Genomic DNA, 16402 nt, shown 5'->3' on the forward strand with positions numbered 1-16402 from the left:
ATTAGAACAACAAGCGTTCCTCGCTATCGTCTGTTCTTTTGGGGGTGGGGGTGATGGAATTGGGGGTTGAGTAGTAGGGGATTTTATCTACGATTTCTTTACGCAATCCTTTGGGGACATCAAACTTTCTTTTTAAAGAGGGTTCAATCGCTAAAATATTGCGCATGAAATACGAATACACAGGCGCGCTCACAACGCCTCCTGTCGCTCCTTTGCCAATAGGCGTGTTATCGTCCCTCCCAAACCAGATCGTGCTTTGTAAGGTGGGGGTAAAGCCAATGAACCAAGCGTCAATATTGTTGTTAGAAGTCCCGGTTTTACCAGCGATTTCCAAGCCTTTAATGCGAGCCAAACTCCCTGTGCCGTTTTCTACCGCATTCATCAGCGCTGAAAGGGTTAAAAAAGCTTGTTCTTTGGAAGTGATCTTTTTGGTTTCCATAGGCGTGAAAGTTTTGACTTCGTTTTGTTGGTTGGTGATGCTTTCAATGAGCATGGGTTTGAGCATGGTGCCGTAATTAGAAAATAGAGAATACTTTTCAGCCGCATCAATGGGTGAGATAGCAAAGCTCCCTAACACAATAGACAAATCTTTAGGGAGATTTTTAAACCCCATGTCGCTTAAAGATTGATAAATTTTTTCAAAGCCAAGCTGATCGCTTAAATTGATCGTAGCCAGATTTAACGAATGGCTCAAGGCTTCTTGCAAGGTTACAAGCCCTAAAAATTTGCGAGTATAATTGCTAGGGTGCCATGCGTGGTTTTGCGCGCTGTTTTTACTATAATTGCCATTTTCAAAATTTCGCGCGGTATCAGGGATTTTAGAAGTCGTGGAATAGCCATTATCAAAGGCGATTTGATACAAAAAAGGCTTGATCGCACTCCCAAATTGCCGTTTGGCTTGCGTGGCGCGATTGAAAGCGCTTTTTTTATAATCAATCCCCCCCACTAAAGCTAAAATCTTACCGGTGCTCGTTTCTGTAACTATCATGCTGGCGTTTAAGTTGTCTTCATCTTCATCATTAGATGCGTTAGTTTTTGGCTTCTCTTTAGCGATTTTTTCTAAGATTTTTTGATGCCCAAAACGCAAGGACTCTAACGCTAAGCGTTGGTAATCCAAATCTATCGTAAGCTTTATGGTATAGCCTTGAGTTTTTAGCCCGTCTAATTGATCCAATTGCTTCAATACTTCATCCACGACATAGGGAGCGATATTTTGCGTGGAAGTTTGGTTATAAACGATTGGCACTTCATTGAGAGCGCCTTTGAGCTGGTTAGAAGAAATCCAGCCTAAAGAATACAACCGCCTTAAAATATCATTAGCCCTAGAGAGTGAAAATTCTAAGTTTTTAGTGGGGTCATAAAAACTCGGAGCTCTGGGTAAGGCGACTAACATGGCGATTTCTTTAAGCGTGAGTTTGTCAAGAGGTTTTTTAAAATACCCTAAGCTTGCGGTTTTCACGCCATAATACCCATGCCCAAAAAAAGTTTGGTTCAAATAACGCTCTAAAATTTCTTCTTTGCTTAAGACTTTTTCAATGCGTATGGAGATGATAGCTTCTTTGAGCTTTCTGGTCAGGGTTTTTTCTCGTGTGAGCACCATGTTTTTAACGAGCTGTTGGGTTAGGGTGCTACCCCCTTCAGTGTAGCGACCGCTTTTAGCGTTTTTAATCATAGCGCGCATGATAGCGTCTAAATTGATCCCCCCATGTTCAAAAAAGAGGGTGTCTTCTACCGCTAAAAGGCTTTCAATGAATCGTGGGGGGATTTCTTCAAAACGCGCATAAAAACGAAATTCCTTATCATAGATATTAGCGATCAAACGCCCTTTTCGGTCTAAAATCTGTGAAGCGACGCCCGGGCGATAATCTTTAATCTTAGCAATATCCTTATCCGTAGTTACCCAAACTTGAGCGATAAGAATGGCTAACAACCCTATGATAATCAAAAATAAAACGATAAAACCATAAAAAATCTTTTTTAGCATTAATCACTCTTAAAAGAAGATTGTATTTTAGAATAATTTAAAAGGGTGTTCGCAAGATCTTTAGTGTCTTCTAAGCTGTTTTTGAGGGATAAAGAGACTCGTAAAAGGGGTTTAGAAACCGTAGGAGGGCGGATAGCTCCCACTAAAAACCCTTTTTCTTTCAAAAAATGATGGGCGTTTAAAAGATCGGGATTGTTTTCAAACTCTAAAGTAAAAAATCCTGCGAGCGTTCTAATACCTAAAGTTTCAAAAATAATCTGTTGGTGTTTGCTAAGCTCATTTTTTAATTCTTGTTTTTGCGCGATAAAGTATTCTAAATGGGCTAAAGTTAAAGCGGTGTCTAACAGGCTTAAAGCGGTGGTGTAAATCACGCTTTTAGCGCGATTGGTTAAAAACTCTATGGTTTGTAAGGGGGCTAAAATACACGCCCCATAGCTCGCAAGCGCTTTAGAAAAAGTGCTGAGCTTAATGATTTTGTCTTTTTCTTTGATGCGATGATATTCTAAAAAACCCAACAAATTCTCGCCGATAGTCCCAAAACTATGGGCTTCATCCACGATTAAAAAAGCGTTAGGGATTTCTTGAATTATTTCATAAAAATCATAAGGAGCGATACTCGCATCCATAGAATAAACCCCCTCAATGGCTATGAATTTGAGCTTGTTTTTAGGGGCGTTAAAGAGTTTTTGTTTCAAATCTTTAATATCATTGTGCGAGAAAAAGATCACTTGATTAGGCTTAATCTTAGTGCTAAAGATCCCGCTCGCATGGTAGTGTGCGTCCATGAATAAGAGAGCGTTTTTGACTAAAAGGGTGTCTATTAAAGCCAGATTGCCCAAAAAACCACTCCCCACTAAAAGAGCGCTTTCAAATTCTAACAAATCCGCTAATCGTTCTTCTAATTCTGCATGCAAAGGGTGGTAGCCATTGACTAGCATGGAAGCCTTGGGGGAATGAGAAACAAAGGATTGGAGCTTATTAAAAGCGTTTTGAAGCAAATCTTTTTTAACGCTCAAACCCAAATAATCGTTAGAAGCGTAATCCTTTAATAAAGGGTCAAACAACTCTCTTTTGCGGTATCGTTTAACATGGTGCAAGGCTTCTAAGGATTTAGAAAACATCAAAACGCTTCATTGAATGGAATCATTCGCCTTTTTGAATTTTTTCAATGATTTTATTGAGTTCATCTTGTTTTTCGTAAAACATCTTATCAATATTTTCTTTAACATGCTTAGCACTATCTTCCATTAAATGCACTTTATGTTCTAGGTATTTTGAATCGGTAACATGATCTTCTTGAACGGCTTTAACCAAATCATTAGCTTCAGCATGCACGCTCGCATGGTGGCTTTCTAAAGCTCTATAGCCTGAAGTGTTAGCAAAGTTTTCTTTACCCGCGCCCTCATAATACCATTTGCCTAAACGGCAACTCTTATGGCTGGTAATGTCAAAGGAATTGAGACCAAAAACCATGCCATAAAGATTGTTTTTAAAGACCACATGATCCAGTTTGGCCAGACCGCAAAACACCCGGTTATTGATATTGTAGATGGTGTATTTTGCCACTTGTGCGACAATCATGTTATTTTTTACGGTGGATTTAAGCTCTTCCACATCGCCCTTAATAGAGCTTACAATAGAATTAATGTCATGGGTATTGGTTTGAATATCGTTGGCTTCTTGTTGCATGCTTTTAACCACGACAGCGATTTCTTTAGTGGCTTTTTGGGTTTTTTCAGCGAGCTTTCTCACCTCATCAGCCACCACCGCAAACCCTCTGCCATGTTCACCCGCTCGTGCGGCCTCAATAGCGGCGTTTAGGGCTAAGAGATTGGTTTGCTCTGCAATATCATCAATCAAAGAAATGACTTGAGTGATTTCATTGCTCCGTTGGTTGAGAGAGTCCGCTAATGAAGTGGCGTTTTGCATCTTTTCATAAAGCGATTCGATGTCTTGACCCGTTTTATTAACGGTCCCTAATCCTTCAGTAGAATGCGCTTCGCCATTTTTAGCCGCATTCAAGAGCAAGCCGGTTTCTTGATGGAAATACTGCATGCTTTCTTGCGCGTTCTCTAAGCCTTCTTTTAAGCTCGCGCAAAAAGTCTTAAACAAATCGCTTTTATGGTATTCCCCCACACCCCCTGTTTTTTTGGCTAGTGAAAAATACTGCACGCCATCAATATTTTGGCTTTTTAAAGAATAAGAAACGCCTTGTAAATTAACGCTCTCTGCATTTTCTTTAAAATGAACGCTTTGCTCTTCTAGATTGCTTAAGCCTGCAAGATTCCCGCTTTTAAAAACGACTTTATTGTTTTTAATGCCTACAAAACCTTCATGCAAGCACAAATTTAAAAGGCTTTGATAGAGATTGACTTCCTTTTTTAACTCCGTAATTTCAGAATCTTTTTGACTGATTTGAAGTTGCAACTGTTTATTCCCAAACATGGTGGCATTCCTTATTTAAATTTGAATCTTTTGGGATTATACCCAAAATTACCAAATATTTTAATCGCTCGTTAGTATTGCTGCTTCAAATACAATTCAGAGAATAAGCCCTGTTTCTTTATAAGGGTTTTAAAGTTGCCCTGTTCTATAAGTTTGCCTTTGTCTAACACAATAATTTCATCAGCCTGTTTGACGCTGCCCATACGGTGTGTAATGATTAAAGCAATCTTAGATTGCGATTTTTTAAAAATAAAATCCAAAAACTCTTTTTCTATAATGGGGTCAATAGCACTACTTGGTTCATCTAAAACAACACAATGACTTGGTTTTAAAAAGGCTCTTATAGTGGCTATGCGTTGCTTTTGACCCAGAGAAAAATCTACACCATTATATTGTGTTCCAAATAATGCGTTGCTATAATCATTAAGACAATTTTGAAAATTTTCATCAAAAGATTTTAGCATTTCTCTCTTTTGCTTTAATTGCTCTCTTGTGGGGCTGTTTTGCATGAAAAGATTATCATCAATGCTATACCCAGCATAAAGAGAAAAATCTTGGAATACAGCGCTCATTTGTTGGTGGTAGCTATTTAGCTCTAAATCTTGTAACGAGTATTTGTTATTGATAATAATTTGACCTGAATTTGGGATATAAAACCCTAGCAATAATTTAATCAGCGTGGTTTTTCCGCTAGCATTCTTGCCGACTAGTGCATAAATTTTATCAGAGTGTAAAGAGAGATTAAAGTTTTCAAAAATAAGTTTTGAATTAGGATAAGAGAAACTAATGTTTTCAAATGTAATGCTATGGATTTTTTCTTCTAATCTGATTTGTGATTCTGGTTTTGGTGTTTTGTAATCTAATATATAAAAATAATTTTCAAAGTATTTATTGATAGCAAAAAACCACTTTCCATAAAATGATAAATCTTGTAGTTGCTGCTCAGTAGAGCTAAACGCTTGGATATACCCAGCAATTGCCCCCACACCAATAGATTTTGAAAGGATAATAAAAACCATTAGAAAAAATAGTGCGATACTTAGAGTGGTGATTAAAATATCAGCATATATGGTAAGCATTAAGTTTTTTTGGGCGATTTTCACAAAATGATTGATATATAATTCTTTGTTTTCAATAAATTTATGATGAAAATTTAGCATGAAGTTAAATAATAGGTTGTCCTTGTTCTTTTGGTTATCTAGTCCAGAATATAGATAATTTTGTATGCTCTCTTTTTTGTCTTGAAGCTTATCTATGGAAGCACTATGTTTTTTTGCTATATGATTGGAGATGAAAATACAAGGCACTGTTGCAAAAATCATTATAAAGGGTAGATAAATACTAATGGAAAATAATATCCCAAACAGACTGATAAGCCCTATAATGCGTTGTAGATTAAAAAAAAGATTACTGACATAATTTAGGGGGCGGATGTGCAGTCCGTTATGGATAGTGTTAAGCTTGATAGTATGGTCTTTATTCTCAAAAAAACTTAGATTTTTAACTTGTGTGAGTTTATTAGCAAGCTGAGTGATGATGTTTATAGAAAATTGTTCGGCAATAATGGTTTGCAAGCTTGATAAAATTCCTGAGAATACATGCGTTAAAAACAGCAAGGCTCCCCATAGTAGCAAAGTTGGTAACAGCAAGCTGTATTCAAAATGCGTATGCTTTTGTAATAGATTTACCACAATATCAATCAATCTTATCATAACAAGGATATTTAGAGATGGAATAATGCCGACAAACAGCACTATAATTGACGCCAATACAACACATTTTGGTGAGCTTTTATAGAGTAAAATGAAAGTCCTTAGAGGAATGCTTTTTATCGTATCCATCGGTGTCTGAATTCAATAATCAAATTTTCTTTATTATAGCCCATTTTCATGCTCCTAATTTTACTTTTAAAATAAAGCCCTTTAAAATTTCAAACTTTAACCGATTATAGTTCCAACCAAAAGCAAGGATGCCTTTGGGTTTTTTATAACAAGGAGTTACAACAATGGCTTTTCGGGTCAATACAAATATCAATGCGATGAATGCGCATGTGCAATCCGCACTCACTCAAAACGCACTTAAAACTTCATTGGAGAGATTGAGTTCAGGTTTAAGGATCAATAAAGCGGCTGATGACGCATCAGGCATGACGGTGGCGGATTCTTTGCGTTCGCAAGCGAGCAGTTTGGGTCAAGCGATTGCCAACACGAATGACGGCATGGGGATTATCCAGGTTGCGGATAAGGCTATGGATGAGCAGTTAAAAATCTTAGACACCGTTAAGGTTAAAGCGACTCAAGCGGCTCAAGACGGGCAAACTACGGAATCTCGTAAAGCGATTCAATCTGACATCGTTCGTTTGATTCAAGGTTTAGACAACATCGGTAATACGACTACTTATAATGGGCAAGCGTTATTGTCTGGTCAATTCACTAACAAAGAATTCCAAGTAGGGGCTTATTCTAACCAAAGCATTAAGGCTTCTATCGGCTCTACCACTTCCGATAAAATCGGTCAGGTTCGTATCGCTACAGGCGCGTTAATCACGGCTTCTGGGGATATTAGCTTGACTTTTAAACAAGTGGATGGCGTGAATGATGTAACTTTAGAGAGCGTAAAAGTCTCTAGTTCAGCAGGCACAGGGATTGGCGTGTTAGCAGAAGTGATTAACAAGAACTCTAACCGAACAGGCGTTAAAGCTTATGCGAGCGTTATCACCACGAGCGATGTGGCGGTCCAGTCAGGAAGTTTGAGTAATTTAACCTTAAATGGGATCCATTTGGGTAATATCGCAGATATTAAGAAAAACGACTCAGACGGAAGGTTAGTCGCAGCGATCAATGCGGTCACTTCAGAAACCGGCGTGGAAGCTTATACGGATCAAAAAGGGCGCTTGAATTTGCGCAGTATAGATGGTCGTGGGATTGAAATCAAAACCGACAGCGTCAGTAATGGGCCTAGTGCTTTAACGATGGTTAATGGCGGTCAGGATTTAACAAAAGGCTCTACAAACTATGGAAGGCTTTCTCTCACACGCTTAGACGCTAAGAGCATCAATGTCGTTTCAGCTTCTGACTCGCAACATTTAGGCTTCACAGCGATTGGTTTTGGGGAATCTCAAGTGGCAGAAACCACGGTGAATTTGCGCGATGTTACTGGGAATTTTAACGCTAATGTCAAATCAGCCAGTGGCGCGAACTATAACGCCGTCATCGCTAGCGGTAATCAAAGCTTGGGATCTGGGGTTACAACCTTAAGAGGCGCGATGGTGGTGATTGATATTGCCGAATCAGCGATGAAAATGTTGGATAAAGTCCGATCTGATTTAGGTTCTGTGCAAAATCAAATGATTAGCACCGTGAATAATATCAGCATCACTCAAGTGAATGTTAAAGCGGCTGAATCTCAAATCAGGGATGTGGATTTCGCTGAAGAGAGCGCGAATTTCAACAAAAACAACATTTTGGCGCAATCAGGTAGCTATGCGATGAGTCAAGCCAATACCGTTCAACAAAATATCTTAAGGCTTTTAACTTAGTTTTAAGAAAGGTGTTTGTATGGGGCTAACGCTTTAAGCGTTGGCTTTTCGCTTTCATTTTTGCTTCTTTTTTAATAAAATACTCTTTTTGATTCCTTTTTATTACAGGCGGTTATTGTGTTGGATAGTTTTGAGATTTTAAAGGCTTTAAAGAGCTTGGATTTATTGAAAAACGCCCCTGCTTGGTGGTGGCCTAACGCTTTGAAATTTGAAGCTCTACTAGGGGCGGTTTTAACGCAAAATACTAAATTTGAAGCCGTTTTGAAATCTTTAGAAAATCTAAAAAACGCTTTCATTTTAGAAAATGATGATGAGATCAATCTTAGAAAAATCGCTTCTATAGAGTTTTCAAAGCTTGCAGAGTGTGTCCGCCCTAGCGGGTTTTATAACCAAAAAGCCAAACGACTGATTGATTTGAGCAAGAATATTTTAAAAGACTTTCAAAGTTTTGAAAATTTTAAACAAGAAGTAACCAGAGAGTGGCTTTTAGACCAAAAGGGCGTTGGCAAAGAAAGCGCGGATGCGATTTTATGCTATGCGTGCGCTAAAGAAGTGATGATGGTGGATAAATACAGCTATCTTTTTTTAAAAAAAATAGGCATAGAGATAGAAGATTATGACGAATTGCAACATTTTTTTGAAAAAGGCGTTCAAGAGAATTTAAATTCCGCTTTAGCGCTTTATGAAAACACCATTCCTTTAGCGCAACTTTATGCGAGATTCCATGGAAAGATTGTGGAATTTTCCAAACAAAAATTGGAATTAAAACTTTGATTTTTAGATTTTTTTTAATTTTAAGCCTTTTAAAAGGCGTTTTACTGGCTAAAAAGGATTGGAATTTTTTCAAACCTTTAGAGCCTACTAAAAAATATTTTGGCTCTTTTAAAATCGGCTATCTTTACCAGCATGCAGAAACGACTAAAAGATCCCCCATCCGCCCTAAAAACCGCCCGCCTATTTTAATGGATAAAATTTACCATGACGCTTCTTTAGGCTTTCAAGCAGGGTTCGTTTTAAAAAAGAAAGCTTTATTAGGGGGGTATTTGGATGCAGGAATGGGCGATTCGTATTTCATGAGCGCTGGGCTAGTCGCTGGGGTTAGGCTTTTTAAGGGGTGGGTTATCCCTAAAATTGCATTAGGCTATCAGCTCCAAATTTTAGGGGCTAAGATTGATAAGTATCAATTCAATATCCAATCAGCGGTGGGGAGTGTGGGTTTGTTTTTCAATGCGGCTAAAAATTTTGGCTTGAGCATAGAAGCAAGGGGCGGTATCCCTTTTTATTTTATCCAAAGCAAATTTTCTAAGGCTTTTGGCACGCCACGATTGAATATTTATTCTATTGGTATCACTTTCACTTTTTATGATTTTACGAGATTTTTAGGGTAAAATATTCATTTTGAAAAATAACTATAGAGTATAAAAACCATAATCAGACAAACCTTTAAGGATTTATGATGATTTTCATTGATGCATGTTTTAGAAAGGAAACACCTTATACGCCTATTTGGATGATGAGGCAAGCGGGGCGTTACCTTAGCGAATACCAAGAGAGCCGAAAGAAAGCGGGGAGTTTCTTGGAATTGTGTAAAAATAGCGATTTAGCCACAGAAGTTACCTTACAGCCGGTAGAGATTTTGGGCGTGGATGCGGCTATTTTGTTTAGCGATATTTTAGTAGTGCCTTTGGAAATGGGCTTGAATTTGGAGTTTATCCCCAAAAAGGGACCGCATTTTTTAGAGACGATTACAGATTTAAAAAGCGTGGAAAGCCTAAAAGTAGGGGCTTATAAACAACTAAACTATGTCTATGATACGATTTCTCAAACGCGCCAAAAGCTTTCTAAAGAGAAAGCGTTAATCGGTTTTTGCGGATCGCCTTGGACTTTAGCGACTTACATGATAGAAGGTGAGGGGAGCAAATCGTATGCCAAAAGCAAGAAAATGCTCTATAGCGAGCCTGAAGTTTTAAAAGCGCTTTTAGAAAAATTAAGCCTTGAATTGATAGAGTATTTGAGCCTTCAAATCCAAGCAGGGGTCAATGCAGTGATGATCTTTGACTCATGGGCTAGCGCTTTAGAAAAAGAAGCGTATTTGAAATTCAGTTGGGATTATTTGAAAAAAATCTCTAAAGAGCTTAAAAAACGCTATGCGCATATCCCGGTTATCCTTTTCCCTAAAGGCATTGGCGCTTATTTGGATAGCATAGACGGGGAATTTGATGTGTTTGGCGTGGATTGGGGCACGCCTTTAGAGGTGGCAAAAAAGATTTTAGGCGATAAGTATGTTTTGCAAGGGAATTTAGAACCCACCCGCCTTTATGATAAAAACGCTTTAGAAGAAGGGGTTGAAAGGATTCTAAAAGTCATGGGCAATCAAGGGCATATTTTTAATTTAGGGCATGGGATGTTACCGGATTTACCCAGAGAAAACGCAAAATATTTAGTGCAATTAGTGCATGCTAAAACCAGGCGATAGGGGGGATTGATGAAAACTATTATAAGATATGTTAGTTTATGGGGCTTGTGTGCGGCTTTAACTCTAGCGCAAACCCCCTCTAAAACCCCAGATGAAATCAAGCAAATCCTTAACAATTATAGCCACAAGAATTTAAAACTCATTGATCCGCCGACAAGTTCTTTAGAAGCGACACCGAGTTTTTTATCCTCGCCTAAAGAAACAGCGACCACGATCAATCAAGAGATCGCTAAATACCATGAAAAAAGCGATAAAGCCGCTTTGGGGCTTTATGAATTGCTAAAAGGAGCTACCACTAATCTCAGTTTGCAAGCGCAAGAACTCAGTGTCAAGCAAGCGATGAAGAACCACACCATCGCCAAAGCGATGTTTTTGCCCACTTTGAACGCGAGTTATAATTTTAAAAATGAAGCTAGGGATACTCCAGAATATAAGCATTATAACACCCAACAACTCCAAGCTCAAGTCACATTGAATGTGTTTAATGGCTTTAGCAATGTGAATAATGTCAAAGAAAAGTCTGCGACTTACCGCTCCACTGTGGCTAATTTAGAATATAGCCGCCAGAGCGTGTATTTGCAAGTGGTGCAACAATACTACGAGTATTTTAACAACCTCGCTCGCATGATTGCTTTGCAAAAGAAGTTGGAACAAATCAAAACAGACATTAAAAGGGTTACCAAGCTCTATGACAAAGGGCTAACCACGATTGATGATTTGCAAAGCTTAAAAGCGCAAGGGAATCTGAGCGAATACGATATTTTAGACATGCAATTTGCTTTGGAGCAAAACCGCTTGACTTTAGAATACCTCACCAATCTCAGTGTGAAAAATTTGAAAAAGACCACGATTGATGCGCCTAATTTGCAATTGAGAGAAAGGCAAGATTTAGTCTCTTTAAGGGAGCAGATTTCCGCACTCAGATACCAAAACAAACAACTCAATTATTACCCCAAAATAGATGTGTTTGACTCATGGCTTTTTTGGATCCAAAAACCCGCTTATGCCACAGGGCGTTTTGGGAATTTCTACCCCGGTCAGCAAAATACGGCTGGGGTTACTGCGACTTTGAATATTTTTGATGATATAGGGTTGAGTTTGCAAAAACAATCCATCATGTTAGGCCAATTAGCGAATGAAAAGAATTTAGCGTATAAAAAATTAGAGCAAGAAAAAGACGAACAGCTTTACAGGAAGTCGCTTGATATTGCCAGAGCCAAGATTGAATCTTCCAAGGCCAGTTTGGATGCGGCTAATCTTTCTTTTGCCAATATTAAAAGGAAATACGACGCTAATTTAGTGGATTTCACCACCTATTTAAGAGGCTTAACCACGCGCTTTGATGCAGAAGTGGCTTACAATTTAGCGCTCAACAATTATGAAGTGCAAAAAGCCAATTACATTTTCAACAGCGGGCATAAAATAGACGACTATGTGCATTAAGGGATAAAAATGATACGAAAAATTTTAATAGGACTTTTTTTGAGTTTTTTGAGCATGGAAGCTGGCGAAAAAGTGTATGCGATTTTCAACGTGAAAGCGATACAAGATTCCAAACTCACCTTAGACAGCACAGGGATTGTGGATAGCATTAAGGTTACTGAGGGGAGCGTGGTCAAAAAGGGCGATGTTTTGTTGCTTTTGTATAATCAAGACAAACAGGCTCAGAGCGATTCTACCGAACAACAACTCATTTTCGCTAAAAAGCAATACCAACGATACAGCAAAATTGGGGGCGCTGTGGATAAAAACACTCTAGAGAGTTATGAGTTCAATTATAGGCGCTTGGAATCAGATTACGCTTATTCTATTGCGGTATTGAATAAAACCATTTTAAGAGCCCCTTTTGATGGCGTGATAGCGAGCAAAAACATTCAGGTGGGCGAGGGGGTGAGCGCGAATAACACGGTGTTATTGAGATTAGTCAGCCATGCTAGGAAATTGGTTATTGAATTTGATTCTAAATATATTAATGCAGTCAAAGTGGGGGACACTTACACTTATTCTATAGACGGGGATTCTAACCAGCATGAAGCTAAAATCACTAAGATTTACCCCACGGTTGATGAAAACACCAGAAAAGTGAGCGCTGAAGCCCTTTTGTCTAAGCCTATGGCAGTGGGGCTTTTTGGCGATGGGTTTATCCAAACGAAATAATAGGATATTTTGATGTATAAAACAGCGATTAATCGTCCTATTACGACCTTGATGTTTGCTTTGGCGATTGTCTTTTTTGGGACTATGGGTTTTAAAAAATTGAGCGTGGCGCTTTTCCCTAAAATTGATCTGCCTACAGTGGTGGTTACTACGACTTATCCTGGGGCTAGCGCTGAAATCATAGAGAGTAAGGTAACCGATAAGATTGAAGAAGCGGTGATGGGGATTGATGGGATCAAAAAGGTTACTTCTACGAGTTCTAAAAATGTGAGTATCGTCGTCATTGAATTTGAGTTAGAAAAACCTAATGAAGAAGCCTTAAACGATGTGGTTAATAAAATTTCTTCGGTGCGTTTTGATGATTCTAACATTAAAAAACCCTCTATCAATAAATTTGATACCGACAGCCAAGCCATTATTTCATTGTTTGTGAGCAGTTCAAGCGTGCCGGCTACAACCCTTAATGACTACGCTAAAAACACCATTAAGCCCATGCTCCAAAAAATCAATGGGGTAGGGGGCGTGCAGCTCAACGGCTTTAGGGAGCGCCAGATTAGGATTTATGCAGATCCCACTTTGATGAATAAATACAACCTGACTTATGCGGATCTTTTCAGCACGCTTAAAGCGGAGAATGTGGAAATTGATGGGGGGCGCATTGTCAATAGCCAAAGGGAATTGTCTATTTTGATTAATGCGAATAGTTATAGCGTTGCGGATGTAGAAAAGATCCAAGTGGGTAATCATGTGCGTCTTGGCGATATTGCAAAAATTGAAATCGGTTTGGAAGAAGACAACACTTTTGCGAGCTTTAAAGACAAACCCGGTGTGATTTTAGAAATCCAAAAGATTGCCGGAGCGAATGAAATTGAAATCGTGGATAGGGTGTATGAAGCTTTAAAACACATTCAAGCCATTAGCCCTAGCTATGAAATCAGACCCTTTTTAGACACCACGAGCTATATCCGCACCTCTATTGAAGACGTGAAATTTGACCTAGTCTTAGGGGCGATTTTAGCGGTTTTAGTGGTGTTTGCGTTCTTGCGTAACGGCACGATCACCCTTGTTTCAGCGATCTCTATCCCTATTTCTATCATGGGGACTTTTGCGCTCATCCAATGGATGGGTTTTTCATTAAACATGCTCACCATGGTGGCTTTAACGCTAGCGATAGGGATCATCATTGATGATGCGATCGTGGTGATTGAAAACATCCATAAAAAGCTAGAAATGGGCATGAGCAAACGAAAAGCGAGCTATGAGGGGGTGAGGGAAATTGGTTTTGCTCTAGTGGCGATTTCAGCGATGCTACTCTCTGTGTTTGTGCCTATAGGGAACATGAAAGGCATTATTGGGCGCTTTTTCCAAAGCTTTGGGATCACGGTGGCTTTAGCGATCGCTCTATCGTATGTGGTGGTCGTTACGATTATCCCCATGGTAAGCTCAGTCGTGGTCAATCCCAGGCATTCTCGTTTTTATGTGTGGAGTGAGCCTTTTTTTAAGGCTTTAGAGTCTCGTTATACCAAGTTGCTCCAATGGGTATTAAACCACAAGCTCATTATCTCTATAGCGGTGGTTTTGGTGTTTGTGGGTTCGCTTTTTGTGGCTTCTAAATTGGGTATGGAGTTCATGCTGAAAGAAGATAGGGGGAGGTTTTTAGTGTGGCTTAAGGCTAAACCGGGCGTGAGCATAGATTACATGACACAAAAGAGTAAGATCTTTCAAAAAGCGATTGAAAAACATGCTGAAGTGGAATTCACCACCTTGCAAGTGGGTTATGGCACCACGCAAAACCCTTTTAAGGCTAAGATTTTTGTGCAACTCAAGCCTTTAAAAGAGCGTAAAAAAGAGAATCAATTGGGGCAATTTGAGTTGATGAGCGCTTTAAGGAAGGAATTAAAAAGCATGCCTGAAGCTAAAGGTTTAGATACTATTAATCTTTCTGAAGTCTCGCTTTTAGGTGGCGGTGGGGATAGTTCGCCCTTCCAAACTTTTGTGTTTTCCCATTCTCAAGAAGCGGTGGATAAAAGCGTGGCGAATTTGAAAAAATTCTTATTGGAAAGCCCTGAATTAAAAGGCAAAATTGAAGGCTATCATACGAGCACGAGCGAATCGCAACCGCAATTGCAACTCAAAATCTTAAGACAAAACGCCAACAAATACGGCGTGAGCGCTCAAACCATTGGAGCAGTGGTGAGCTCTGCTTTCTCTGGGACTTCTCAAGCGAGCGTGTTCAAAGAAGATGGTAAAGAATACGACATGATCATTAGAGTGCCTGATGACAAGCGCGTTTCTGTAGAAGACATCAAACGCTTGCAAGTGCGTAACAAATACGATAAATTGATGTTTTTAGACGCTTTAGTGGAAATCACAGAAACTAAAAGCCCGTCCAGTATTTCTCGTTATAACCGCCAACGCAGCGTTACGGTGCTCGCTCAACCTAAAGCGGGTATCTCTTTAGGGGAAATTTTAACGCAAGTGAGTAAAAACACTAAAGAATGGCTGGTTGAAGGGGCGAATTACAGATTCACCGGTGAAGCGGATAACGCTAAAGAGACTAATGGGGAGTTTTTGATCGCTCTAGCGACAGCGTTTGTGTTGATTTATATGATTTTAGCGGCGTTGTATGAGTCCATTTTAGAGCCTTTTATCATCATGGTTACCATGCCTTTAAGCTTTTCAGGGGCGTTTTTTGCTCTAGGTTTAGTGCATCAGCCTTTGAGCATGTTCTCTATGATAGGCTTGATTTTGCTCATTGGTATGGTGGGTAAAAACGCCACGCTTTTAATTGATGTGGCGAATGAAGAGCGTAAAAAAGGTTTGAATATCCAAGAAGCTATTTTATTTGCCGGCAAAACCCGTTTAAGACCGATTTTAATGACGACCATTGCGATGGTTTGCGGCATGTTGCCTTTAGCGTTGGCGAGTGGGGATGGAGCGGCGATGAAATCCCCTATAGGGATTGCGATGAGTGGGGGCTTAATGATTTCTATGGTGTTAAGCTTACTCATTGTGCCGGTGTTTTATCGTTTGCTCGCTCCCATAGACGATAAAATCAAGCGGTTTTATCAAAACCAAAAAACTTTAGAATGAAAAAGATTGTTTTCATTTTAGCTTTATGGGTGGGTTTGTCAGGGGCGTTTGAGCCTAAAAAAAGTCATATTTATTTTGGGGCTATGGTGGGTTTAGCCCCCATTAAAATAACCCCAAAACCGGCTAGTGATTCTTCTTATACGGCTTTTTTATGGGGGGCTAAAGGGGGGTATCAATTCGCTTTTTTTAAAGCTCTAGCACTAAGGGGTGAATTTTTCTACCTTATGGCAATCAAACCCACCGCACTGCACACGATTAACACTTCTTTATTGAGCTTAAATATTGATGTGTTGAGCGATTTTTACACTTACAAAAAATACAGCTTTGGGGTGTATGGGGGGCTTGGGATAGGGTATTTTTATCAAAGCAACCATTTAGGCATGAAAAATAGTTCGTTTATGGGTTATAACGGCTTGTTTAATGTGGGGCTTGGTAGCACAATCGATCGCCACCACCGCGTAGAGCTTGGGGCTAAGATCCCTTTTTCAAACACCAGAAATTCTTTTAAAAATTCTTATTTTTTAGAGAGCGTTTTTATCCATGCGGCTTATAGCTATATGTTTTAAGAGAGAATAAAAAATAGCCTATTGGTGGTCGTTATCAATAAGATAAGATCCTTAATGATATAAGGAGATCGTGCCGTTTTTAATTAAATTGTATAATGGATAGCATCAAAAAATATAACAACGAGTATGATCACATGAAAGGG

Annotated in this window: 12 protein-coding genes; 8 read left to right on the top strand and 4 right to left on the bottom strand. The window is 39.2% G+C overall.

Features of this window, described 5'->3' with window-relative positions; translation table 11 throughout:
- Position 1: 1 nt before the first annotated feature.
- From pbp1a to J5F42_RS03225, 4 genes are all read right to left on the bottom strand, one after another.
- Positions 2-1984: a penicillin-binding protein 1A gene (gene pbp1a, locus J5F42_RS03210; RefSeq protein WP_283491542.1), complete on the bottom strand. Its 1983-nt coding sequence runs from the start codon at positions 1982-1984 to the stop codon at positions 2-4.
- Positions 1984-3105: an aminotransferase class I/II-fold pyridoxal phosphate-dependent enzyme gene (locus J5F42_RS03215; protein ID WP_283491543.1), complete on the bottom strand. Its 1122-nt coding sequence runs from the start codon at positions 3103-3105 to the stop codon at positions 1984-1986. The genes pbp1a and J5F42_RS03215 overlap by 1 nt, the downstream gene beginning before the upstream one ends.
- A 22-nt stretch (positions 3106-3127) precedes the next feature.
- A complete protein-coding gene (gene tlpD, locus J5F42_RS03220) occupies positions 3128-4429 on the bottom strand; it encodes a chemotaxis chemoreceptor TlpD (RefSeq protein ID WP_283491544.1) in 1302 nt (433 codons plus the stop codon).
- Positions 4430-4500: 71 nt separating this feature from the next.
- On the bottom strand, positions 4501-6270 hold the full coding sequence (locus J5F42_RS03225) for an ATP-binding cassette domain-containing protein (RefSeq protein ID WP_198973042.1): 1770 nt from the start codon (positions 6268-6270) through the stop codon (positions 4501-4503).
- 164 nt (positions 6271-6434) lie between these two features.
- Between J5F42_RS03225 and J5F42_RS03230 the strand changes: the two genes are divergently transcribed.
- The 8 genes from J5F42_RS03230 to J5F42_RS03265 all read left to right on the top strand — a co-directional run bounded on the left by J5F42_RS03230 (position 6435) and on the right by J5F42_RS03265 (position 16259).
- Complete coding sequence (locus tag J5F42_RS03230) at positions 6435-7967, top strand: flagellin A (protein ID WP_000885686.1); 1533 nt, start codon at positions 6435-6437, stop codon at positions 7965-7967.
- Between the two features lie 117 nt (positions 7968-8084).
- The gene (locus J5F42_RS03235; protein WP_283491545.1) at positions 8085-8741 is read left to right on the top strand and encodes a 3-methyladenine DNA glycosylase; all 657 of its coding nucleotides are present in this window, start codon (positions 8085-8087) and stop codon (positions 8739-8741) included.
- Positions 8738-9355, top strand: a complete 618-nt coding sequence (locus J5F42_RS03240; protein WP_162966107.1) for a hypothetical protein — start codon at positions 8738-8740, stop codon at positions 9353-9355. Before J5F42_RS03235 ends, J5F42_RS03240 begins: the two co-directional genes overlap by 4 nt.
- Before the next feature lie 68 nt (positions 9356-9423).
- Positions 9424-10443 (top strand): uroporphyrinogen decarboxylase, encoded by a 1020-nt coding sequence (hemE, locus tag J5F42_RS03245; protein ID WP_000576194.1) that lies wholly within the window; start codon positions 9424-9426, stop codon positions 10441-10443.
- Between the two features lie 9 nt (positions 10444-10452).
- Positions 10453-11886, top strand: coding sequence for an efflux RND transporter outer membrane subunit HefA (gene hefA / locus J5F42_RS03250; protein ID WP_108369162.1), 1434 nt, complete (start codon positions 10453-10455; stop codon positions 11884-11886).
- A 9-nt stretch (positions 11887-11895) separates the two neighbouring features.
- Entirely contained in the window at positions 11896-12600 is a 705-nt protein-coding gene (gene hefB / locus J5F42_RS03255; RefSeq protein WP_078245622.1) for an efflux RND transporter periplasmic adaptor subunit HefB, read from the top strand.
- Positions 12601-12612: 12 nt separating this feature from the next.
- Positions 12613-15693 (top strand): efflux RND transporter permease subunit HefC, encoded by a 3081-nt coding sequence (gene hefC, locus J5F42_RS03260; RefSeq protein WP_078265156.1) that lies wholly within the window; start codon positions 12613-12615, stop codon positions 15691-15693.
- Positions 15690-16259, top strand: coding sequence for an outer membrane beta-barrel protein (locus J5F42_RS03265; RefSeq protein ID WP_097687476.1), 570 nt, complete (start codon positions 15690-15692; stop codon positions 16257-16259). The genes hefC and J5F42_RS03265 overlap by 4 nt, the downstream gene beginning before the upstream one ends.
- The last annotated feature ends 143 nt before the right edge of the window (positions 16260-16402 follow it).

The organism is Helicobacter pylori, assembly GCF_030062585.1.
Classification (GTDB): Bacteria; Campylobacterota; Campylobacteria; order Campylobacterales; family Helicobacteraceae; genus Helicobacter; species Helicobacter pylori_CN.